The 22,544-nt window shown below is 56.5% G+C and carries 17 protein-coding genes; 9 read left to right on the top strand and 8 right to left on the bottom strand.

Annotated elements, in window-relative coordinates:
* The first annotated feature begins 100 nt into the window (after positions 1-100).
* Together MHM85_RS16120 and MHM85_RS16115 are read left to right on the top strand one after the other, a co-directional pair.
* A complete protein-coding gene (locus MHM85_RS16120; RefSeq protein WP_239286411.1) occupies positions 101-3,802 on the top strand; it encodes an immunoglobulin-like domain-containing protein in 3,702 nt (1,233 codons plus the stop codon).
* Between the two features lie 103 nt (positions 3,803-3,905).
* Positions 3,906-4,229 (top strand): tryptophan synthase subunit beta like protein, encoded by a 324-nt coding sequence (locus MHM85_RS16115; RefSeq protein ID WP_139526945.1) that lies wholly within the window; start codon positions 3,906-3,908, stop codon positions 4,227-4,229.
* Positions 4,230-4,284: 55 nt separating this feature from the next.
* Here the strand turns inward: MHM85_RS16115 and MHM85_RS16110 are convergent, their stop codons facing one another.
* The 4 genes from MHM85_RS16110 to MHM85_RS16095 all read right to left on the bottom strand — a co-directional run bounded on the left by MHM85_RS16110 (position 4,285) and on the right by MHM85_RS16095 (position 8,227).
* Positions 4,285-6,192 (bottom strand): EAL domain-containing protein, encoded by a 1,908-nt coding sequence (locus MHM85_RS16110; RefSeq protein WP_153842729.1) that lies wholly within the window; start codon positions 6,190-6,192, stop codon positions 4,285-4,287.
* Positions 6,193-6,205: 13 nt separating this feature from the next.
* Positions 6,206-6,919, bottom strand: a complete 714-nt coding sequence (locus tag MHM85_RS16105) for a transglutaminase-like cysteine peptidase (RefSeq protein ID WP_219861304.1) — start codon at positions 6,917-6,919, stop codon at positions 6,206-6,208.
* A 79-nt stretch (positions 6,920-6,998) separates the two neighbouring features.
* Entirely contained in the window at positions 6,999-7,598 is a 600-nt protein-coding gene (locus tag MHM85_RS16100; RefSeq protein WP_239286412.1) for a type II toxin-antitoxin system RelE/ParE family toxin, read from the bottom strand.
* Between the two features lie 83 nt (positions 7,599-7,681).
* Positions 7,682-8,227, bottom strand: coding sequence for an arylesterase (locus MHM85_RS16095; RefSeq protein WP_219863896.1), 546 nt, complete (start codon positions 8,225-8,227; stop codon positions 7,682-7,684).
* A gap of 205 nt (positions 8,228-8,432) precedes the next feature.
* Here MHM85_RS16095 and MHM85_RS16090 point away from each other — a divergent pair, with 205 nt between their 5' ends.
* The 4 genes from MHM85_RS16090 to glyA all read left to right on the top strand — a co-directional run bounded on the left by MHM85_RS16090 (position 8,433) and on the right by glyA (position 14,734).
* The gene (locus MHM85_RS16090) at positions 8,433-9,248 is read left to right on the top strand and encodes an ABC transporter ATP-binding protein (protein ID WP_139526950.1); all 816 of its coding nucleotides are present in this window, start codon (positions 8,433-8,435) and stop codon (positions 9,246-9,248) included.
* Positions 9,241-11,799: an FtsX-like permease family protein gene (locus tag MHM85_RS16085; protein ID WP_239286413.1), complete on the top strand. Its 2,559-nt coding sequence runs from the start codon at positions 9,241-9,243 to the stop codon at positions 11,797-11,799. The genes MHM85_RS16090 and MHM85_RS16085 overlap by 8 nt, the downstream gene beginning before the upstream one ends.
* A 110-nt stretch (positions 11,800-11,909) precedes the next feature.
* Complete coding sequence (locus MHM85_RS16080) at positions 11,910-13,313, top strand: hypothetical protein (protein WP_239286414.1); 1,404 nt, start codon at positions 11,910-11,912, stop codon at positions 13,311-13,313.
* A 155-nt stretch (positions 13,314-13,468) separates the two neighbouring features.
* Entirely contained in the window at positions 13,469-14,734 is a 1,266-nt protein-coding gene (gene glyA, locus MHM85_RS16075; protein ID WP_139526956.1) for a serine hydroxymethyltransferase, read from the top strand.
* Positions 14,735-14,808: 74 nt separating this feature from the next.
* On the opposite strand, the gene MHM85_RS16070 is transcribed toward glyA, so the two are convergent.
* The 3 genes from MHM85_RS16070 to MHM85_RS16060 all read right to left on the bottom strand — a co-directional run bounded on the left by MHM85_RS16070 (position 14,809) and on the right by MHM85_RS16060 (position 17,033).
* Entirely contained in the window at positions 14,809-15,621 is an 813-nt protein-coding gene (locus MHM85_RS16070; RefSeq protein WP_153842734.1) for a glycosyltransferase, read from the bottom strand.
* Between the two features lie 81 nt (positions 15,622-15,702).
* The gene (locus tag MHM85_RS16065; RefSeq protein ID WP_239286415.1) at positions 15,703-16,287 is read right to left on the bottom strand and encodes a FlgO family outer membrane protein; all 585 of its coding nucleotides are present in this window, start codon (positions 16,285-16,287) and stop codon (positions 15,703-15,705) included.
* A 5-nt stretch (positions 16,288-16,292) separates the two neighbouring features.
* Positions 16,293-17,033, bottom strand: a complete 741-nt coding sequence (locus tag MHM85_RS16060; protein ID WP_331250791.1) for a hypothetical protein — start codon at positions 17,031-17,033, stop codon at positions 16,293-16,295.
* A 104-nt stretch (positions 17,034-17,137) separates the two neighbouring features.
* Here MHM85_RS16060 and MHM85_RS16055 point away from each other — a divergent pair, with 104 nt between their 5' ends.
* From MHM85_RS16055 to MHM85_RS16045, 3 genes are all read left to right on the top strand, one after another.
* Positions 17,138-18,211: an OmpA family protein gene (locus MHM85_RS16055; protein ID WP_239286416.1), complete on the top strand. Its 1,074-nt coding sequence runs from the start codon at positions 17,138-17,140 to the stop codon at positions 18,209-18,211.
* A 476-nt stretch (positions 18,212-18,687) separates the two neighbouring features.
* Complete coding sequence (locus tag MHM85_RS16050) at positions 18,688-19,602, top strand: HAD-IIB family hydrolase (protein ID WP_239286453.1); 915 nt, start codon at positions 18,688-18,690, stop codon at positions 19,600-19,602.
* A 19-nt stretch (positions 19,603-19,621) separates the two neighbouring features.
* Positions 19,622-20,842 (top strand): glycosyl transferase, encoded by a 1,221-nt coding sequence (locus MHM85_RS16045; protein WP_239286417.1) that lies wholly within the window; start codon positions 19,622-19,624, stop codon positions 20,840-20,842.
* 61 nt (positions 20,843-20,903) lie between these two features.
* On the opposite strand, the gene MHM85_RS16040 is transcribed toward MHM85_RS16045, so the two are convergent.
* Positions 20,904-22,520, bottom strand: a complete 1,617-nt coding sequence (locus MHM85_RS16040) for a methyl-accepting chemotaxis protein (RefSeq protein ID WP_239286418.1) — start codon at positions 22,518-22,520, stop codon at positions 20,904-20,906.
* Positions 22,521-22,544 lie beyond the last annotated feature (24 nt).

The following is a 22,544-nucleotide window of genomic DNA, read 5'->3' as shown; positions in this document are numbered from 1 at the left end:
CAACGACGGCGAGACCGTCACGGTTGAACTCGAAAGCGCCGCGGCCAGCGACGGCACCGCGTTCGAGAACGTCACCCTGGGTGACGCCGCTGAAACGCAAGTGGTCGACACCATCGACACCGTGACCATCAAGCTCAGCGCCCCGGATGCCGTTACCGAAGGCGAGCCGATCACCGTTAGTGCGAGCGTCGACCACGCTCCGCAAGACAGCCCGCTGGTCATCAGGCTAAGCAACGGCCAACAGATCACCATCGCCGTGGGTGAAACCACTGGCAGCGTGACCTTCGAGAGCCGTGCTGACGATGTCTACCAGCAAGGCACCGACACGCTGAACCTGAGCATCGAGAGCGCCGAAGGCGGCAACTACGAAGCTCTCGACAGTGACGCCACCGCCGCGGTCACTATCAGCGATGACGCCGACGCTACCACCATCACGCTGAGCGCCCCGAGCGCCGTCACCGAAGGCGAGCCGATCACCGTCAGCGCGAGTGTTAATAACGCCCCGCAAGGCAGCCCGCTGGTCATTACGCTCAGCAACGGCCAACAGATCACCATCGCCGTGGGCGAGACCACCGGCAGCGTGACCTTCGAGAGTCGTGCTGACGATGTTTACCAGCAAGGCTCCGACACGCTGAACCTGAGCATCGAGAGCGCCGAAGGCGGCAACTACGAAGCTCTGGACAGTGACGCCACTGCCGCTGTCACCATCAGCGATGACACTGACGCTGCCACCATTGCCCTCCACGACATTACTGTGAACGAAGGCAGCGGAACGGCTACGATCAGTGCCACATTGAGCCATCCAGCGGGTAAAGAATTCACGGTGACGTTGAGTAATGGAGCGACCATTACGTTTGCTCCTGGAGCAACGGAAAGCACCTCGACTGCGTTTGCTATTCAAGGTGATGATGTTTACCTCGATAGTGAAAGCTATGAAGTCTCAGTGAGTGATTCAGGCGATCATAATTTCGAAAGCTTGGATATCAGCGATAAAGCTACTGTGACAGTGAACGATACCGTTGATACGACGACCGTCAGTATCAGTGCGATTGTCACTAAAACGTCTGAAATCAACGTAGGTAACGTTGATACGACCAGCAGTTTTACCGTAACTGCTTATAAAGGTAACGGTGAGGTGGGGCAGATCTCTAAGGTCACGGGAACCGTCCATGATGGCTTTGGTGTGGTTGGCTCTTCATCGGGCGGTGCAGCCAGCAGCGAGCTTGGCTACGTTGGAAATGGCCAGAGTGAGAAGATTGCGGTTGAATTTAACAACCAGGTCAAGTCTTTTGACGTTCAGTTTGCATGGCGAAATAATGCTGAGAAGGCACGTGTAGACTTCTTTGACAGCGAAGGGAACTCTGTTGGTTGGGCTGTCGTGTCGGGCGGTGGCAGTGCCACAGATGCGTTAGTGACTTATTACGACGCTCAAGGCAATGTCACAAAAACAGAACATGCGCCGGGTGGCTCTGATAGGGTAGATAACGCTTATACGTTCGAGCCTGGAAGCGGCTTGCTCTTTAATCGAGCTGAATTTACAGCTGTTGGTCATGATGATGACTACTTGATACATGCTATCAAGTATAAAGAAGTGCTGTCTGAAGATGCGGCTACGATTGATGGTCCTTCTGACGTCGTCTTTGATATACAGACGTCCAATCCGCCGGATGTGAGCCAATATGATTTTGAATACACTTTCCCAACTGCACTCGTGGAAGTGGCCGGTACACAGTATTTAGTTAACCTTGACCGCAATGGTAAGGGGACGCTATCGGTAAGTGCGGACGGGAATAGCGACCTGACAGTAACAGTGCTTGAAGTCAATGGCAATTTCGAATCAGTAGCTGTGCCAGAAAGTGCCACTCTCTACAAAGGCCTGTTGGTTGTTGGCAGTAACCTAGATGATGATGGTAGCCAAGCGGCGCCGCCAGCACATAATACGCCTAACCCGCAAGAGCCCAATAGTGGTGTGATTCAAGGTGGCTCTGGTAACGACGTCATCATTGGTGATGTCGGAGGGGCGAAAGTGACTGTTGAGCCAGGCAGTAACTATAATATTGCCCTAATCGTCGACGTCTCGGGGAGTATGGGTAATGCTTCGGGCACCGCCGGTCTAACTCGGATGGAGCTAGCCAAGCAGGCGCTCTCACAACTTGTTACCGAGCTTGCGGGCCATTCCGGCGTCATCAATATTGCACTGATACCGTTTGCCGGTAGCGGACAAACGTCCATCAAAGCATCGGTAAAAGATTTACAAAGTGGCGAGCTTCTTAAGAACTTGACTGACGCCATTGATACGTTAAGTGCTAACGGCGGTACGAACTATTCTGCCGCGTTCAATGCCGCCGAGCAGTGGTTTAGCGGTAGTGATGCCAAGGCTGGGTATGAGAACCTAACCTTCTTTTTAACCGATGGTGATCCCACCTTCTACGGGGCTAATGATCAAGGCCCAGGGAACTCAACAAATGCTGACGTGTTGCGCGCCTCTATCGATGCTTATGGATCGTTGGTGCAGGCTAGTAGCACGAAGGTCTATGGCGTAGGCATTGGAAATGGGGTCAATCAAGATTATTTGAACTTCTTTGACAATACCAATAGCTTAGGTCAAGGAACTGTCAGTGTAATCGATACCGTTACGTTGGCTGATTTTAGTGGCAGTAATGACGTACTTGACAGAGCGTCTAATTGGGCAGGAGCTGGCAGTAATGGTCGCTTTGTCATCGATCAAGGCTATCTGCAAATTTCAGATTCAAGAAACCAGGGTGCCTTCTCTGTTACGAGCGATCAGTTTAACGTGGCCGCCGATGGTAGCCAGTTACGTTTCTCTTACTCCACTTTTAGTAACTCAAGTGACGTCTTTGGATATCAGCTTCAAAAATTGGTTGGAGGCTCTTGGAACTCGCTCATCAATAGCGGTTTGAGTAGAACGGGTGGCTCTACCATTGTCATCAATGATCTGGCTGCAGGTGACTACAGGCTTGTCTACTCTGTAGATGACCGGAGTAGCAATAACTCCAATGCAACAATGTCTTTGAATGAAATTAGCCTAGTGTCTCCTGTACCCGTGACAGCCGCTATTGGCCAACCACAAATCGTCAATACAGCAGATGAACTCTCTGTTGCGTTGAACCAAGGGTCTACCGAACTGGAGTTGGCAGACGTCGGGGACGACATACTCCGTGGTGGGGAGGGTGACGATATTATCTTTGGCGATGCTATCTTCACTGATAATTTGACATGGGAGGGACGCGACTCGGCTGAGCTTCCTGATGGTTCTGGATTGAAGGCTCTGAAAGCGTACCTTGAGGATGATCTGGGCCGTGTGCCAACAACGGATGATATTTACAACTACATCAAGGATAACTATGAGAGCTTGGTAGATCCGGACCCTGTTAAAGGTGGCAATGACACGCTGATTGGAGGTCAAGGAGACGATATCTTGATTGGCGGACTCGGTGCCGATACTTTCAAGTGGGAGCTCAATGATCAAGGCACTACCGATCAACCTGCCACTGATACGGTGATGGACTTCAATGCTAGTGAAGGGGATGTTTTGGATATCTCTGAGTTGCTTCAGAACGAAGAGAATGCCACCGATCTGAGTACCTATATCGTTGCAGAAGAGGAGGGGACGGACACGGTTCTATATATCAGCTCGGACGGCAACTTGGCCGGCAATAAAGAGAACGCAGACCAAGTAGTTCGCTTAGAAGGTAAGAGCTTCTCTGACTTCGGCGGCGGAAGTGCTCAGGATGTCATTCAGCATATGTTGAATAACGACCAGCTCAAAATCGATCAGTAACCCCTCACTCAACCCAAAGGCCGCCTCCGGGCGGCCTTGTTGTCTCTAACGAAGGTTTACGTTTCGCAACCAATCGGCGCGTTTACTTACAGAGGAAGCCGCTATGCTCTACATCAAACGAAATGCCCGTGGGGAGATTGTGATGCTCAGCAAAGAGCCCTCGCCTGAGTGTAATGACACCATCGCGGCGGACTCGCCGGAGGTGTTTGCCTTTCTGGCCCAGCAAACGGGGCAGTCGGCGCAAATGATCGCGTCGGATTTGGCGTTTGTACGGGTCGTCGAAGATATGCTGGAAGTGTTGCTGGAGAAGGGCGTGCTCAGTTTTACCGACTTGCCTGCTGCCGCTCAGAGCAAGGTGATGGAGCGTAAGTCGCTTCGTTCTAAGAACGATGTCAACTTGATCGGTGATGATGGCGGTATTATCTGACGCGGCAGGTGCCGCGTCATTCCTATCGTGTTATTTCTTCGAGTCGTCTTCCGTGTTAGCTCAAGCGAACACCGGGCCCCGTTGCACCGTCCACGCCTGTGCGGAATAGGCTTTGTAACTCCTCCGAGTCAATGACCCCCTCAGCGATGACCTGGATACCCAGGGAGTGGCACAGCGTGGCCATGCCGCGCACGATGGTCTGCTGCTCGTTCGAGACGTGAATCCCACGAATCAAGCTGCTATCGACCTTCAGGTAGGCAAGCCCCACATCGTGCAAGTCAGCGAGTTTGGTGAATTCGGCACCCACGTGCTCGATGCCGAACTGACAGCCGAGTGGGCGAAGAGCACTACACAATCCGCGTAGGCTACCAATGGAGTGGGCCGTTAACGTTGCGGGTACTTCGAAGCACAGCTTGCTGGCGAGAGCGGGCTGCTTTTCTAACAGTAAACGCAGCTCGTTGACGAACTGGGCATTGTTGATCGATGCAATCGAGAGGTTAACACCGATACGCTGATCAGGATTTGCCTCGAGTTGTCCCAATGCTTTTTTGACGACGGCCATATCCAGCGCGGGCTCGAGAGCGAAGCGCGTTACCCAAGGAATGAAGATACCGGCGGTCTGCCAAGCATTGGCAAGTTCCAATCGTGCGGGACATTCATAGTGAAGCACCTGGTTCTGGGCATCGATCACGGGGAAATACGCCAACTGTGGGCCTTGTTCGATGGCCACGGTCAGTGCGGTTCGCCACTCGTTATGGTTGCCAAATAGCGACCCTTGTTCCCGTTGGCGTAGGGCAATATTCGTTGAGCTGCTACCGCTTTCGGCTTCGGCCAGGGCGTCGTCTAAGGTAGCCAGTAGCGGCCCGCGTTCGTCGTCTGAGTGATACGCTACGATCGCGGTGGCCAAGCGTACATCGGCCTGAGGGGCGCTGGCAGTAACGGTGGCCAGCGCTTGCTGCAAACGGGGCAGCAGGGCATCCGGCTGCTCTTCAAGTGGTAGCATGAGCAGAAAGTCGCTGCCGTTCAAACGGCCGATGAGCGCCTCGTCGGCGCTGGTTTCCAGGGCGGCAAGTGCCTTAACCAACGTACTGAGCAGTTGGTCGGTGGCTTGGTGGCCAAGCTGATCGTTCAAGTGCTCTAGCGCCTGTACACGCACCATGACCATCAGGCCGGTGGCACGGGCATCGTCGCTACCCAAAAGTGAGGCCAATCTGCCCATCAGCACATCACGGTTCAGTGCGCCCGTCACCCGATCATGCTGCAAATCGCGACGCAGCTCATCGAGCTTTTGACTCTCTTGGCTCAGCATTTGGCGTACATTAGCGGACAGCACGTTCATCGCCTGGGCGACTTCGCGTAGCTCTAAGGTGCGGGGCTCTTGGATAGTCGTGAAGCGTCGCGCGCTGATATCTTTAGCTTGAGCCACAACGCGTACCAGCGGGTGCTTGATGCCCCGCACCAAGACGGTGGCAATCGCCAAGCTAATGGCACCTGCCAGCAAAAACCAGCCGGCAAGCTCTAGCATACTGCGCCATAGAGAAGCGTAGGCGTAGCTGTGCTGACTCTCTAGTTCCAGTGTACCGAACTGTCGCCAGCCATCTTGAATCGTTGCAGTACCGGTGGGGACATCAAACTGCACTAAGCTTCTAAACCATGCAGGCACGTCGCCGCTATATCCATCGGCGCGGCGCTCGACAAGAACTTCGCCCTCGGCGTCACGCAGAATGATCGAACGATAGTAGCCGGTATCGAACTGTGCAGAGATCAGCAGCTCCAGAATCACTAGATCTTTGTCGAGCTGGCTCATGGACAGGGCCAAGGTGGTGGCATTGTCTGCGTTCTTGATGCGCACTTCCTGCTCGATGTAGTCACGGCTGCTAGTAATACTGATCGCTAAGCTACCGACGAACGACAGTAGTAAGAGCGCAATAATGGCCAGCCAAAGCTGTTTAATCAGCGACATAGCGCCAGTCCTCTTAAATGAATCCTTGTGATTGCATCCGCCCGATCACGCTGCGCCAGCGCGACAGTCGTGCCAGTGGGTCGGCACGGGATTCTGAACCGCCACCTGCCCAAAGCCCGTCGCTGTTGAAGCTAAAAACGGGATCTAGATCGTTACGTTGGGAAGCGGGAGAAATAGAAGGCGCAATGTTATCCAGTACCAGTGGCTCGGCGTTCGGCGTCGAGTAGTAACCTAGCACCATGTGGGCTTGGGTGATTTGACTACGGCCAATTCGGGCGCGAACGTAGATCATACGCAAGCGCTCACCCGGTACTCCCAACTGCTTTAAGGTAATGTATTTAGCAATGGAGTAGTCCTCACAGTCGCCTTGACCTTTACCTAGCGCTTCCAGGGGGGTGGCCCAAAAGTCCTCCTCTCCCCAAACGCGAATATCCTCCACCCAGCGGATGCGGCGGTTGAAAAAATCATTCACGTCACGCAGTTGGGCTTGTACATCCTGGCCGTGCAAGCGCTCCAGCAGGGCGAACCACTCTTCTAAAACGTTGAGCCCCCCCTGTCCATATAGCTGCTGCATACTTTGCCGAAGCCGTTGCGGGTTGAACGCCACAGCAGAGCTGGGATTGATCCCCAGCCCAACGCCCAATAACAACGCGCCAGCAGAAGCCAGAAATTGCCGGCGCGATAGGGAGCAGCATGGAGGGGATGATGAAGTCGACATGGACGCCATTAGCGTTGGTCAAATATCGCTTAAGACTACAAGCTAAGGCATAAAAGCGCTATATCTCCTCAGTAGAAAGTACCAATGTTTACATGACGGGTTCTTCTTGGTGTGGTTTTGCCGTTAAGTCCATACCCAGTGCACGCATGACAGCTAACATCGTCTTCAGCGTTGGGTTGCCTTGCTCGCTGAACGAACGATAGAGCTGTTCACGGGAGAGGCCAGTTTCGCGAGCAAGTTCTGTCATTCCCTTAGCACGCGCTACGATACCCATCGCTTTAGCAACATAAGTGGCATCTCCGGTTTCCAGCGCATCAGCGAGAAAGAGAGCGATGGCTTCATCGTTCTCTAATGCTGCTGCCGGGTCATAGTCGTAAATCTTATCGCTCATGATTCCTCCCATTGTGCTGCCAGACAGCTGCGCTGTATCGATATCGTTTTGCTGCGTGCTTTTATCGCCACCACATAACAGGATGACAAGCTCGTTACCGCGTTGTTTAAAATAGACACGATATCCTGGACCATGATGAATACGCAGTTCACTGATGCCTTGGCCAACGGGTTTTACATCGCCAGCTAATCCGTTGGCTAGCCTGAAAATACGAGCAGCAATCAGTGCTTTTGCGCGCGAATCACGGAGCTTACGTTCCCACCGTCGGTAAGTGTCGGTCTGTTTAATAGCGATCATAAAAATATTGTAGTTCTTAGACTACATGCGTGCAAGCTATGAAAAACCGGTGCTTAGCCAGTCGGTGCTGTGCACCAAGTATACTACTGAGAAGAGGCCTGATACGTCTCTTCCAGCATGGGTTCAAGGGCGGGCCAAACGTTATCTAAGATAATGGGCTGTGCGTCAGCGGTAGGATGGATGCCATCGCTTTGCATTAATTGTTGATTGAGGGCGATATCTTCCAGCAAGAAGGGCACCAGCGAGAGCTCGTACTCCTGTGCCAGAGAGTGATAGACCCCGGTGAAGGCATCGCGGTAGGCTTGACCGTAGTTCGGCGGAATATCGATCCCTAGGAGTAATACTTCCGCACCCGCTTGCTGGCTCTGCTCGATTATAGTGGCTAAATTGGCGCGCATTTGAGCGGGAGGTAAACCGCGTAAACCATCGTTACCGCCAAGTTCTAAAAGAACGATATCCGGCTGACGCTGTCCGATAATATCGGCAAAACGTTGGGCACCGCCTGAGGTGGTCTCTCCGCTGATGCTGGCGTTCACCACCTGTGCGTCACCCTCGAGGCGCTCTGCCAGCAGCGACACCCAGCCCTGCTCCTGCTCGATACCATAAGCCGCACTCAGGCTGTCTCCCATGACGAGGAGCGTTGGCAAGCCCTCTTCGGCAGTGCTGGCTTGCAGCGGGACAGCCCCCAAGAATACGACCAGTAGAAGGGTGCTTGATAGACCACCACGAACGGCCGTTTGCCACGACTGAAAGGTCAGTATCTGCGTCAACCATGCTGGAACCACGCGTTTTTGTATCGCTAATATCCAAAGAGCTACAGGGAATTTACGCTTCATGTCTTACTCCTCTGACCCTACATCCCATACCGTGACCGAAGGTGCGCCGTTGCGCTCGCCCCACACCGACCCATCTGCTGCCCAGAAGGTTCCCCAAGCAGCCGCTAGCCAGCCCGTCCTGCAGGCCGAAAAGCTCGCCAAACGGGTGACCAGCGGTGAACGCACGCTAACTATTTTACATGACTTGTCGTTGAGCGTAGCGGCCGGGGAGAGTGTGGCTATATTGGGCAAAAGCGGCGCGGGTAAATCCACGTTGCTGGGCTTGCTGGCCGGGTTGGATACGCCCAGCGACGGCGAATTGACTCTTTTTGGCCATGCCTTGAGTCGCTTGGATGAAGATGGTCGTGCGGCATTACGAGCGGGGCGAGTGGGCTTCGTGTTCCAGAACTTTCAACTGCTGCCGACGCTCAGCGCACTGGAAAACGTACTGCTGCCCCTAGAGCTCTCTCCTCGAGCCGGAGAATCGCACGCTGCCCAGCAGTGGTTGGAGCGTGTAGGGTTGGGGGAGCGCACGTCTCATCAACCTAAGCAGCTTTCCGGCGGAGAGCAGCAGCGAGTAGCCATTGCACGCGCTTTCGTGACGGACCCCGAGCTGGTGTTCGCCGATGAACCTACCGGCAACCTAGACCCGGATACCGGTGCGCAGATCATCGACCTGCTGTTTACGCTCAATAAAGAAGCGGGCACGACGCTGATTCTCGTGACACACGACCACGCCTTGGCGCGCCGATGCGACCGCTGCCTGCGGCTGGCCAACGGCCAGCTCGTGCCGTTCGAACCGGCCCCAGTCAACAGCGAGGAAGGCGATGAGTGATATCAACTGGCGATTAGCCGCGCGGAGCCTCAAGCGCGATCTTCGCGCGGCGGACGTGCGAGCGCTGTTCGTGGCCCTGGTCTTGGCGGTGGCCGCGTCCACCATGATTGCGTTCTTCCTTGACCGCTTAGAGCGTGGTTTGGAGCGTCAAGCGGGTCAGATGCTAGGGGGCGACTTAGTCCTCGAACAGCGCGACCCGTTTTCAGACGAGCTGCGCGCCACTCTGGAGCAGGCTGGCTTCACGCTGAGCGATCAAGTGGATCTAGTCTCCATGATCAGCCAAGGGGAGCGCTTTCAGCCCGCCAGCCTCAAGGCAGTCGATGATGTGTATCCGCACTATGGTGTGTCACATGTGGACCGAGGAAACGGCGTTGAGCAAATCGCGTCAGGCCCACCACCGGGCGAAGCCTGGGCCGATCCTCGGCTGGCCGAGTTGGTCGAGATCGCGATAGGCGACCGCGTACAGGTGGGGCAAGCGGAGCTGACCATTAGCGGGATTATCGAACGCGAAGCGGACCAGTCCGCCGGTTTTGGTAACTTCAACCCGCGCTTGATGCTCAATACCGCTGATCTCGAATCAACCGGGCTGGTACAGCCAGGGTCCCGTATCGAGTTCGAACTGTTGGCCGCTGGTCCACCCGAGGCATTGGATCAGGTTCAAGGGTTGTTGACGCAGCTTCGCCGTGACGGTGTCGAGGTGCGTGATGTTCGAGTCGACCGTCCGCAGTTGGGTAATGCGCTGCAACGGGCAGAAAGCTACTTGGGCTTGGCCGGTTTGGCGGCAGTGCTGCTGGCGGGTGTCGCGGTGGCGATGTCGACCCGCCGTTACGTAGAGCGCCACCTGGATACCGCTGCGCTGCTGCGCTGTTTCGGTGCCAGCCAGTATCAGCTGGTGACGATCTTTAGCCTACAGCTGTTGGGACTGGCGTTGATGGCCTCGCTCATCGGCGCGCTGTTGGGCTTGGTGGGGCAAGCCGTGCTGCTGTGGCTACTGACCAGTTTCCTGCCCATGACGCTGCCGCCGCCGGGCATCATGCCGCTATGGCTGGGTATTTTCACGGCGCTGGCGGTATTGGTCGGCTTTGCCGGGCCAACGCTGCTGCGTATCAAGCAGGTGAGCGCGCTCAAAGTACTGCGACGTGAGTTAGACCCGCTCCCGCCCGCGGCGTGGCTGGTGGTCGGCGTGGCTAGCATCGTCTTTGGAGGGCTGCTGTGGCTCTATTCGGGCAGCTTCTCGCTGGCCTTGGCGCTGCTGGTGGGCGGGGCAGTCCTCCTGTCGTTGCTATGGGGCGTGAGTTCCCTGTTATTGAAAGGCATGCTACGTGCCCTCCAGCGCTTGACGGGCGGCAGTGAATGGGCGCAGGCGTTGCGTTTGGGGGGAAGACAGTTAGCCCGTCGTAAACAGGCGGGGCTAGGCCAGCTGCTTGCCTTTTCGGTCACGTTCTTTGCCATGGCGATGATCGTGTTGGTGCGAGGCGATCTGCTCACGACATGGCAAGATCAACTGCCCGCTGACACGCCTAATTACTTTGCCATCAACATACAGCCCAGCGAACGCGATGCTTTCGAGCAGGCGGTCGCGCCTCGAGTAGAGACCCAAAGCACACTCTACCCGATGGTACGTGGGCGAATTACACAGATTAACGGCCAAGCACCCAGGGAGGCCGTACCTCCTGATGCTCGAGGCGATAACTCGCTACGCCGCGAGTTGAACCTCACCTGGCAATCAGAGCTGCCCGAAGGGAACCAGGTGGTGGCGGGGCAGTGGTTTGTCGCGGAGCCCCAAGGCTGGATGAGCGAAGTGGATGCCACCGCCTCCAGCGAGTCGCAAACCGTCCCTATTTCGGTAGAGGATGGTTTGGCTGAACGCCTTGGTTTGGGGATAGGAGACGAAATCACGTTTGCCGTGGGGAGCGATAGCATCACCACGCATATTCAAAGCCTGCGCAGCTTGAACTGGGATAGCTTCAATCCCAACTTCTTCGTGATCTTCCCGCCCGGCGTGTTGGAGTCGTTCGGCCATAGCTTTATCACCGCCTTCCACCTGCCGGATCAAGAGCAGGGGCTGGTGCGCGAGCTGGTCAGCGACTTCCCTGGGGTGTCTCTACTCAACGTGGATGCCATTCTAGGGCAGGTCCGCGACGTGCTGACCCAGGTCACTCGGGCGGTAGAACTCGTGCTGGTTCTAGTCCTGTTAGCGGGTGTCAGCGTGCTTTACGCCGCGCTTACCGCCAGCCGCCCGGTGCGTGCCCATGAAAGTGGTCTGCTAAGGGTGTTTGGTGCAGGTAACCGTATGATTTCTCGAGTGCAGGGGGCCGAATACGCGCTGCTCGGGTTTGCCAGCGGCGTGTTGGGAGCCCTATTGGCAGAGCTCGCTACCGCGGCGCTCTACCTCTATTGGCTGGATCTTACACCCCGCCTGCACCTGGGTCTGTGGCTAGCACTTCCCATTGGCGGCGCGCTGCTGATTGGTTTGATTGGCCACGCACTCTCCTACAGCCTGCGCAAACAAGCCCCCGCGGCGAGTCTGGGATTATTAGGCGAGGCGTAAGCGTCTCTCTTACAAAAGGCGGCCACGAGCCGCCTTTTTACTACCTGGACGGCAGTGGCGGTATCGTGACTTGGTGATATGCTGAAGCCTTTCAACAGGGAGGTCAGGGTATGCGTAGTAAGGTAATGACATGGGGCGCTGCAGGGGTGTCCTTTTGGCTGGTCATAGGGACTGCGCATGCGTCGCTAGAGCAGTTCGAGGCGGATTTGCAGGCGGAGTTGGCGGGCGACGATGCTCGAATGGCGATTGGGCAACTGGTGGAAGAAGCCAATGGCTATGTCGCAGAGGATGTAGCCGTTACCTACCCCAACGGCGATTTGCTCTCGATCGACCGCTATCGCGTGGACGGTCGATACGCGCAGCCCGAGTCGATTACACTAGACGGCATCCGCCTCACGGAGCTGGGATTCGACACGCCCGTGTTGACGGTGGGCGAGCTGGTCATGCGGGACCCTAGCGCGGCCGTTCCCTCACTGGCCTCTTTCGAGACCGAAGACAGTACCCTCAATGCACTCAGCTTGACCGATATGACCTTTCGGTTGGAGGGTAGCCTGGGCGATGAGCTAGCCGCCGAGTTCGATAGCCAAACGCTTGCTGGCTATCTCTCCATTGACGCTCTCGAGCTGGAGGAAGTGAGCCGTAGCGCCGTGGGTTTGATTGCGCTGCAAGGGGTGAGCGGGGAGTTCGATGATCTCGCCACCGGCATCTCCGCAACGCTGGCGTTAGGCGACATGCGGGTCGAGGCGCTGGAAGGGCTCGACCAGCCCGGCGAAGAGCGCCTCGAACATGCCGAGTTGAACGGTTTCAGCTTGACCAGCGAGCAGTGGAGCGTGCTGCTGGATAACGCTTGGGTCAAAGGTAACAGCTACCTAGGCGAAGCAGGCTTTCGCGGTGCCGAATTCGATCTGGGTGGGCTGATTGACCTAGCGCCACCTTCCGAACGCGATGAGCTGCAGGCGTTGAATCGTGTGCTGACGGGCGGAACCGGGCGTTTGAGTGCCGAAGGGCAGAGTGCTTCCCAGTGGCATGAGCCCGAACCCGGCGAAGCGAACGGCCGTGCGCGCCTCACCTCCGAAGGCTATCTACAGCTGGACGGCGCAGGCGGGCTCGAATTCTCCATGGATGTGCCCATTAGCCTACCGAAGGGCGCCACACTCGAGCAGGCCAGCAAAAACCCCTCGCTGTTCGAAGCAGCGACGCTTTACGGTGGCAACGCGACCGTGGCTTACCGCGATGAGGGGTTGCTGCCGCGTATAGCCACCGAAATGGCGGCACAAGGGAGGATCAGCGAAGAACAGGCGATTTCGCAAGCCTGGTCGCAGGCCCAGCAGCTCGGGCCGCTCGTAGGCCCACAGCTCACCAAACTGATGGTGGGGATGGTGGATATCATGGCCGGAAAGGCCCAGTCGCTGACCGTTCACGTGGCGGTACCCAATCCCTTTATGCTCAATCAATTCATACTCGACCCCATGGGCAGCAGCGAGCGGCTCACCTTTACCTTCGAACTCAAGTAGCGTGGTTGTCCAGTCGGTCAGTTTTTAGCGCGGCTGGCAACATGAAACATGCTCATGCAAGACCTGACGCGGATGCGATGAAAGTCGCGTCCGGCTGCGGTATCATAGCCGCCTCGCTTCTCCATGATGATCCTTTCGTAACGAGGTTCCCGCCGATGTTCAGCCGCGACATGACAATTGCCGGATTCGATGATGCGCTGTTTGATGCCATGCAAAAAGAAGTGGCACGCCAAGAAGCCCACATCGAACTGATTGCTTCCGAAAACTACGCCAGCCCCCGCGTACTCGAAGCACAAGGCAGCCAGCTGACTAACAAATACGCCGAAGGCTATCCCGGCAAGCGCTACTACGGCGGCTGTGAATTCGTCGATATCGCCGAGAACCTGGCCATCGATTACGCCAAGCAGCTGTTCGGCGCGACCTACGTCAACGTGCAGCCGCACTCGGGCTCGCAAGCCAACAGCGCCGTGTTCCAAGCGCTGGTCACGCCAGGCGACACCATCCTCGGTATGAGCCTGGACGCGGGCGGCCACCTGACCCACGGCGCCAAGCCGAATTTCTCCGGCAAGCACTACAATGCCATTCAGTACGGCCTGAACGAGCAAGGCCTGATCGACTACGATCAAGTCGCCGAGCTGGCCCGTGAACACAAGCCGAAAATGATCATCGCCGGTTTTTCTGCCTACTCGCAAATCGTCGACTGGGCGAAATTCCGTGAAATCGCCGATGAAGTGGGTGCTTACCTACTGGTCGATATGGCCCACGTCTCTGGCTTGGTCGCTGCAGGCGTCTACCCCAGCCCGCTGCCCCATGCTCACGTGGTGACCTCCACGACGCATAAAACCCTGCGTGGCCCACGCAGCGGCGTGATTCTGTCGGCGGAGAACGACCCAGACATCGAGAAGAAGCTGCAGTCAGCGGTGTTTCCGGGCGGCCAGGGCGGCCCGCTGATGCACGTGATTGCGGCCAAAGCGATCTGCTTCAAAGAAGCCATGGCGCCCGAATTCAAAACTTACCAGCAGCAGGTGGTCAAGAACGCCCAAGCCATGGCGTCGGTCTTCATCGAGCGTGGTTACGATATCGTCTCAGGCGGTACTGAAGACCACCTTTTCCTACTGTCATTGATCAAGCAAGGCGTGACCGGCAAAGATGCGGACGCCGCGCTTGGCCGCGCCCATATCACCGTCAATAAGAACGCCGTGCCGAACGACCCGCAAAGTCCGTTCGTCACCTCTGGTCTGCGTATCGGCACCCCCGCCGTGACCACTCGCGGTTTTGGTGAGCAAGAGTGCGCACAGCTTGCCGGGTGGATTTGTGACATTCTCGACGTGCTCGCCAAAGGCGAAGACACCAGCGCGATCGAAGCCGACGTGCTGAATAAAGTCGCGGACGTATGTGGTCGTTTCCCGGTGTATAAATAAGCACTGCATAGCCACGTGGTATGCAGAAGCGCTAGCCCTAGCGGGCTAGCGCTTTTTTTGTTGAAGTGCACCTATCAGGCCGAGGGGGGATTTTGGCGAATGATGCTTACCTTTTGCTGCTCTTTGGTCCATTTGCCTGCTTTCTTGTCGATGTACTGGAAATGCTCGTTGGTGAAGCTTCCCTGGTTGCAAGCGTGACGGTAGGAAACCGTGGGCACGTCTGCTTGATCCAATAGCTTGATGAAAACGCCTGGCCCGGTCAGCTCGAAGACGTTGGTAAGCTGATTCTCGACAATGTTTTGATGTACCTGCTCGATCAATTTCAGCAGATTGGGATTGCCCGGGCGGCTGGCGATGAAGTAATTGCTCAACTCTCCTTTACGTGTCGTCACATACAATTCGTCGATATCTGCTGGTACGACCCGACCCAACGGCCAGATAGCGTGGGCATCGATATCCAGGTAAACGCCGCCATGTTTATACAGCGCCAATAGCCTCCAAAAATCGGCTTGGGCAGCACCAATTTGCAGCCTGTCGTAGCTCTCGAGCCACTCTGGGCTGAAGTTCTTTTCGATGAAGTCGTGGCGCGCTTGGGTGATCATGAATCGATACTCAAAGCGCGGTGCCATCAGGCGGTTGAACAGATAGTTGAGATACACCGGCAGGGTGACTCGGTTCGTAAAGTTGGTTTGCCAAATGATTCGAGGGATACTGCTCTCTTGCTTCGACGAAAGCCAAGGGGCTGCTCTTTCTGGCAGGGTAAAGCGCTTGGCAGGAAAGAGCGCGTGAAACCCATAGCTCAGCATCTTGGTAATGTTGGCAAACAGTTTGATCACCCGGCTGATGGCCACAATATGAGGCTGGCGGGTACGGCGACGTAGAGACATAGTCGTCCTTTCGATGAGCAAATGAAAAGCCTAGCGTATCGGCTAGGCTTTCAGAAGGTACTGTGCGTCAAATCGGGTGTTTTACCATCCGCCCTGAGCCTCTAATAGGCTGCGCATATTATTATCCAAAGGTAGCTGGAAGTCTGCACTGCCTAACACCATGGCATCACCAGCGCGTACGACGCGGGCACTTACGTATAGATAGTCCTGGCCCTGAGCGTAGGTGCCCATTAGGATGGAGCGCGCATTGTGCTGAGAGCTTAGCCGTTGAACTTGGCGCGATAGAATCAATTCCCCCACGCTCTCTTCGATAAACATGCTATCGCGCATTTTGACTTCGCGAACCTGCATGCCTTGTTGGGCGAGTGCCGAGGCCATGATCTCGGAACTGATCCGACCAAAGGTCGACGATTGACTCAGATTATCGATACTGACGAACGTGGCTGCAATCATCGGGCTATAGCGAGTCAAGTCAGGATTGTTAGCGACCATCCGCTGCGCCGCTTCATGGGCGAGCTCTGACAAGTCTGGTTCTGGTTCTTGAGGTTGGGCGCTATTGCCTAGGTTAGCGCAGCCTGCCAGCAGTAGCGTCATGCAAAGCGTAGCCAACATGTCAGTGCGAAGCAGGCGCATCGACGGTAACGCAAAGATTGAGCGTAGAGACATAAACATTACCAAGTATCAGTGATAGAAACAGTCGGCGTCGTAGGCGTTCTAGGTACCCGATGCGGGGCGTATTGGCGGCGATCACCCGAGTTAATGTAATAGATATTGGAGGAGGAGTAGAGGATTTGATCCTGTTCCACTATCTGGGTGGTGATGATGATTTCTTCATTGCCTTTGGGTGTCCAGCTACCGCTGGTGGTATCGGCCACCATCGCCGCTGGGATGAGCGCAAGTGCTGGTTCACTCCAGTTACCTAAAGGAATACTGGCCACCGCGATGCCGCTCGCTAAGGCCGTGTAAGCGCCAAAGGGTGGTCGTGTATAGCCACGATCTCGGTGCTCGACGACTTCCACATCGATTTGAATCGTGGCGCCGTTGGCACGTGGCTGTGTCGTGACGCTACCGCCGCCGGATACGAGCTCGCTGGTTAGCAGTGTTCTAAAGCCACGCTCGAATTCCCCGCCACTGTAATAGGAGCCGTACTGCTCATGCTCCGGCGCCGCAATGTGCAAGTCGCGAAAACGTACTCGTTCGCTGGATAAAATGCCCGCGGCTTCATGCTGTGCAAGGACCTCCCAATGCTGGGCTGCCTGCATCTTTTGCTGTTCCGAATAGGGGTATGTCGTAGCAATGGGCGCTTGGGAAGTGCTGGCGTAAAAACAGCCGCTGAGCATCAGGCTCGCAAGTCCCAGGCCAACGGGGCGTAAATAACGGGCAATGGGGTGTGTCATAGGACGAGTGCGCACCTGGTAGTTCCTTATCGCTACTAATCGGCTTTTTGATAGACTAGTTTGCCATGCTTAGCATAGATCGGCCACGAGGTTAAAAACTTGAATGAGTAATCACCCCCATGCTTGAGGACCACCGTAGCGGCCCGCGTCATGATTCGCTGCTATCGACATACCCTGAGGACGATAGCAACAGCGGATGGATGATTAGCTATATCGATATCATGACGCTCCTCGTCGCGCTGTTCGTCATCATTATCGCCGCCGCCGGCGTCACGGGTCCCAATTGGGCCCCTGACGAGCCAGTAGCGGACCCAAGCACGGCCCTTACGACACCATTGGAAGTGCCTTTGCCGACCCTGCTGGAGGAGCGGCGCCAGTCACGTCCGCTGATGCCGACAGTGGTGCCGGGTGAGCTCAACCCCATGGCGATCAGCGCCGCATTGGGTGTTGCAGGACTGCCGCCACGCGTCGCACGTTCGCCCAGCGCGCCGCCCTTATTGGCGCTTCCCGCTAATGCCGATGCAGAGCCCAGTTCAGAGTGGAACCTGGTCGCATCGCTGACGGACAGTCGCCAGGCCAGGCGGCCGTCTCCCTCTTTGTCACAGCCGCTTCCCCGGTTGCCCACGCCACTGGTCCAGGTAGAAGCACCGTCGGAGGCACTGCCTTTGGCCGATTATATGGTGCTGCTCACGGACCGGCCGCCGGTGAACGTCCGCGAGGTGAGCGATGAGGCAATCAGTGGCGCGCTTGCGCTGATGGACAACCTCGCTGAACGGGTCGATACCTCGCCTTACTTACCCAACCTGGAGGGTGTCGAAGTCTCGCGTGTGGCAGAGGGAATTAGTCTGAGGGTGCAAGATAGGCTGCTGTTCCCTTCGGCAACCGCCGAACTGACCCAGGGAGGTGCCTCGCTGGTGGGTAGTCTGTTGGAAACGATCCAGCGTTACGAGGGGGAGGTGTGGGTCGAAGGCCACTCCGATAGCCAAACTATCAACACCCCGGAATTTTCGTCCAATTGGGCACTCTCCAGCGCCCGTGCCATCGCCATCGTCGAAGCCTTGGAAGCGGCTGGCGTTGCTGCAGAGCGCTTGCGAGCCGTGGGGTTAGCCGCGACGCAGCCGCTCGAAGACAACAGCACCGCAGAGGGTAGGGCGCGTAATCGCCGTGTCGAAGTCGTCATTCACGTAGAGTGATGTTTTCGTCGAAGGGGGATGTACTAAATGAGCGTGTGGGAGGAGTGAGCTGAAAAAAAAAGCCCGCCGGGGGAGGCGGGCATGAAAGGGCTTGGCTCACTGCAGCCCACTGACATCAGGTGAGGGGGTGTACAAGGTTGTCAGTGGGTACAATTCGAGTATAGCTATTTGCGAGCGTTTGCCAAGGCCTTGTGCAACTTTTTTTACAGGTATTTCACGACTAGATATTTCACGACTGGGGTTGTTTATGACGCCCTAAACCGCACTATGTTAGTGCATTTTAGGTGCTCTATTTTGGTGCCCTCATAATCGGTCATGCCGATTCTTTTTTAAGTTTTTGATTTATTTTATATAAATAGTGTTGGCACACATTCTGCTTTATTGCTTATCTGAGAACGACGCCTGAGTAACGGCTTTTCAGATTGCGATAAGGTGGCGCCATGAACGAACACTCCCGCACGACACAGACTCCCCGCATGTTGGCGAGTCTTCCTCTCCAGCCTCTTGGAAGCCCTGATCCGGCGCTGACACCGCGTTTGGTGGTGACCGATCTCGACGGGTCGCTGCTCGATCATCATAGCTACGATTTTTCGCCTGCAGCACCTTGGCTCGCACGCCTGAAACAGCTGGGCGTGCCGGTGATTCCGGTGACCAGCAAAACCCGTGCCGAACTAGTGACGTTGCGTGAGTCGCTGGGCCTGACCGCAACGCCATTCGTAGCGGAAAACGGCGCAGTGATCGGCTTGCCCCCAGGCTGGTGCCATGCGCGGCTGGATCGCCCTGGCAGCGGTCGAGATGGGGTGGTCGTCAAGCACACCGGCGTCGACGTTGGGTTCATCCGCGCGCGACTGAACGTGTGGCGCACGCGGCTGGGCGTGCGTTTCACTCGAATGAGCGAGCTCGATATCACTGAGGTCATGTCGCTGACGGGATTGGATGAGACGCGCGCGAGAGCTGCCCGACAGCGCGAAGGCAGCGAGCCGCTCATCTGGCAAGACGACGACACTGCCCTAAAAAATTTCCGCTTAGCGCTAGAGGGCGACGGTCTGATGCTGACTCAAGGTGGGCGTTTTTGGCATGTAATGGGAAACGCTTCGGATAAAGGCAGCGCCGTCGATTGGCTCATCAAGCGCTTTACTGCGCTGCGCGGCCGTCCGCCACTATCTCTAGGCCTGGGCGATGGCCCCAACGATGTATCCATGCTCGAGGCGGTCGATCAGGCCGTGGTCATCAAAGGGTGCCACGAACTGGCCGTCACCCCGTCGAATGAAGCGCTGTATCGCACTCGAGCGGCCGGACCCGCCGGCTGGGCCGAGGGGGTGGCCCACTGGTGGGGGCGAGACGACCGCCGACTAGCGGCGGCCCCAGTACTGCTAGCCGTCACGGCCTAACCCATCAAGAGGTTCGCGTATGAGTGACTTCCATCAAAACGGCGTCATCACCGATTTTCATAATCTTACCCGTCGCCCGGTCGAGGCGCTCGAGCAAGAGCTAAGCCAGTTCGCCAACCGTCGACCGATGGGGCTCATCCTACCGTCGCTGTTTTCCGAGTTGGAGGGCCCCGCGCTATCGGCGATCGTCGATGAGTTGGTAAAGGTGCCGTATCTCAATGAAATCGTGATCGGGCTGGATCGTGCCGACCGCAAACAGTTTTTGTATGCCCGCGAGTTTTTCTCCCGTTTGCCTCAGCACACGCGCATTTTATGGAACGACGGCCCACGTTTGCGCGAACTCGATGCCGAGCTGGAGAGCCACGGCCTGGGCGCACTAGAGCCCGGCAAAGGACGCAACGTGTGGTACTGCGCGGGATACGTATTGGCCTCCGGCCGTTCATCGGTGGTAGGCCTACACGACTGCGATATTCTCACCTATGACCGTAGCTTGCTGGCGCGGCTCATGTATCCCGTGGCGCATCCGCGCTTCAACTACAGCTTCTGTAAAGGGTATTACCCTCGTATTGCCGAAGGAAAGTTGAATGGCCGCGTGTCGCGGTTGATGGTGACGCCGCTGCTGCGGGCGCTCAAGACCGTATGTGGGCCGCTGCCTTATCTGGATTATTTGGATAGCTTTCGTTATCCGCTCTCGGGCGAGTTTGCAATGCGCAGCGACGTGCTGGAAGGCATTCGTATTCCCGCCGACTGGGGGCTTGAAATCGGCGTGCTGTCCGAACTCCAGCGTAACTACTCTCATCGTCAACTATGTCAGGTGGACATTGCCGATGCCTATGACCACAAGCATCAGCCCGTCAGCGAGGGGGATGCTACCGGTGGCCTGAACCGAATGAGCTTGGACATCGCCAAGGCCCTGTATCGCAAGTTAGCGACGCAAGGAGTGAGCTTTAGCAGTGAAGACTTCCGCACGCTCAAAGCCACGTACTATCGTTTGGCGCTCGATTTGATCGAAGCTTACGATCACGACGCCACCATGAATGGCCTCAGTTTGGATCGTCACTGTGAAGAGCAGGCGGTAGAGCTGTTTGCCAGCAACCTGTTGGAAGCGGGAAACCTGTTTTTGGACAATCCCCGGGAGCGGCCCTTCATTCCTAGCTGGAACCGCGTACAAGCCGCCGTGCCCGACCTGTTGGCCAGAATGCACGAGGCGGTAGAGCTGGATAATCAAGGCAAGGTCTAGTCGAGGCGTATTAGGCATGGCATGGCCTCCGCCGTGCTAGGCGGAGGCCATGTCTGGGCGATTAAAAATCGCTAAAGGAGGAGGAGCGGGCCATAGGTGGGGTAATGGCGGCTGGGGCAATGGCGGCCTGTGGTGCTTGGTGGTCGAGCTTGAAGTTCGTCACTAAATGGCGGAGCTGGGTGCTCAGCTGCGCGAGTTGCTGGGTCGCGTGGTTACTCTGCTGTACCAACCCTGCGTTTTGCTGCGTCATTTGGTCCATCTGTGTCACGGCCTGATTGACCTGCTCGATACCGCTGCTTTGTTCGATGGTGGCTGCCGAGATGTCCTGCACCAGCGTGCTGAGCTGCTGAATGTCAGCCACTACACCGTTGATCATTTCACCCGTGTTTTTAACTTGGCGGCTGCCTTCGACCACCTGAGCATCCGCGTTTTCGATCAAACCTTTGATCTCCTGGGCAGCAGACGCCGAGCGGCTAGCCAACTGGCGAACCTCGTTGGCCACCACCGCAAAACCACGCCCCTGCTCCCCCGCGCGGGCTGCTTCTACAGAAGCGTTGAGTGCCAGAATGTTGGTCTGGAACGCGATGGCATCAATGGTATTGACGATACTGCTCATCTGCGTGGCGCTGTTGTTGATGTTCTCCATGGTATGAATCACCGACGCCATGGCGTCGCTGCCACGTTGAGCACTTTCCGCCGTTTTGGTGGCGAGGTTACGAGCATGGTCAGCATGGTCGGCGTTCTGCTTTACCGTTGCCGTTAGCTGCTCCATGCTGGAGGCGGTCTCCGCCAGGGATGCAGCTTGCTCTTCGGTACGGGTGGAAAGCTCTTCGTTGACGCCAACGATTTGCTCCACGCCGTGATTCACCTGATCCGCGCCGTGGTGAATGTCACTGATGGTGCCCGCCAGCGTTTCGCGCATGCGGTTGATGTCATACAGCAAGCTATGCTGATCGTTAGCGGAGAGGGTGGCCGCTTGAGTAAGATCCCCATCGGCGATGTGACGTACCACCGTGGCGGCATAGCGTGGATCACCGCCCAGTCGGCGGGCAACGTCACGAATGACCCAGCCCATCAGGAGCGTGACCGGTACACCGATCACCAAGAGGATGAAGGCGGAACGAATCAACCGGGCAATGAAGGCGGCATTGATATCGTCGACATACACGCCAGCCGCCAGCGACCAGCCCCACTCTGGCAGGTAGGCAACATAGCTCACTTTAGGCACTTGGTCGTCACCGCTAATACGCCGTGAGTAGTAGTCCACGTGGCCACCACCGGCTTGGGCAACGTCCAAAAAGGCTGAATAGAGTCGCATACCGCTGGCGTCTTGATAGGCACTCATATCCTCGCCTCTGGGGCGGTTAGGGTGCGAAACGATCGCTAAATCGTCATCGAAAGCAAAGACGTACTCCCCCTCACCAAAACGAACGCTGGCGATGCTGTCGATGGCTCGCTGCTGCGCTTCTTCTTCGGTCAGTTCGCCGCTCTCGGCGCGTGCCTGTAGCGCTTCTAACTGTCCATGGATGCTGCTCACGATATGCTGAATACTGTCGCGTCGTTCACTTTCGATGGTTTGGCGGTTTTCCCACGCTAACCACCCCACCAGCAGTAGCATCGCCACCCAAATGATGCCCAGCGTGCCCCAAAGTTTCTGTGTCGTTGTCAAACGGTTCATGGTGTCCCTATAAAAAATTCCAAG

The sequence above is a fragment of the Halomonas sp. McD50-4 genome (assembly GCF_022348135.1).
GTDB lineage: Bacteria > Pseudomonadota > Gammaproteobacteria > Pseudomonadales > Halomonadaceae > Vreelandella > Vreelandella piezotolerans.
Note: the sequence above shows the minus strand (reverse complement) of the source record. Positions and strands in the feature narration are given on the sequence as shown.

Excerpts from the sequence above, each read along its gene's own strand:
- MHM85_RS16085 (WP_239286413.1), top strand. The coding sequence starts at position 9,241 with ATGAGTGATATCAACTGGCGATTAGCCGCGCGGAGCCTCAAGCGCGAT.
- MHM85_RS16115 (WP_139526945.1), top strand. The coding sequence starts at position 3,906 with ATGCTCTACATCAAACGAAATGCCCGTGGGGAGATTGTGATGCTCAGC.
- MHM85_RS16040 (WP_239286418.1), bottom strand. The coding sequence starts at position 22,520 with ATGAACCGTTTGACAACGACACAGAAACTTTGGGGCACGCTGGGCATC.
- MHM85_RS16100 (WP_239286412.1), bottom strand. The coding sequence starts at position 7,598 with ATGATCGCTATTAAACAGACCGACACTTACCGACGGTGGGAACGTAAG.
- MHM85_RS16095 (WP_219863896.1), bottom strand. The coding sequence starts at position 8,227 with ATGGGAGACAGCCTGAGTGCGGCTTATGGTATCGAGCAGGAGCAGGGC.
- MHM85_RS16110 (WP_153842729.1), bottom strand. The coding sequence starts at position 6,192 with ATGTCGCTGATTAAACAGCTTTGGCTGGCCATTATTGCGCTCTTACTA.
- MHM85_RS16070 (WP_153842734.1), bottom strand. The coding sequence starts at position 15,621 with ATGTCTCTACGTCGCCGTACCCGCCAGCCTCATATTGTGGCCATCAGC.
- MHM85_RS16050 (WP_239286453.1), top strand. The coding sequence starts at position 18,688 with ATGTTGGCGAGTCTTCCTCTCCAGCCTCTTGGAAGCCCTGATCCGGCG.
- MHM85_RS16055 (WP_239286416.1), top strand. The coding sequence starts at position 17,138 with ATGCTTGAGGACCACCGTAGCGGCCCGCGTCATGATTCGCTGCTATCG.
- MHM85_RS16080 (WP_239286414.1), top strand. The coding sequence starts at position 11,910 with ATGCGTAGTAAGGTAATGACATGGGGCGCTGCAGGGGTGTCCTTTTGG.
- MHM85_RS16105 (WP_219861304.1), bottom strand. The coding sequence starts at position 6,919 with ATGGCGTCCATGTCGACTTCATCATCCCCTCCATGCTGCTCCCTATCG.
- MHM85_RS16065 (WP_239286415.1), bottom strand. The coding sequence starts at position 16,287 with ATGTCTCTACGCTCAATCTTTGCGTTACCGTCGATGCGCCTGCTTCGC.
- glyA (WP_139526956.1), top strand. The coding sequence starts at position 13,469 with ATGTTCAGCCGCGACATGACAATTGCCGGATTCGATGATGCGCTGTTT.
- MHM85_RS16045 (WP_239286417.1), top strand. The coding sequence starts at position 19,622 with ATGAGTGACTTCCATCAAAACGGCGTCATCACCGATTTTCATAATCTT.
- MHM85_RS16090 (WP_139526950.1), top strand. The coding sequence starts at position 8,433 with ATGTCTTACTCCTCTGACCCTACATCCCATACCGTGACCGAAGGTGCG.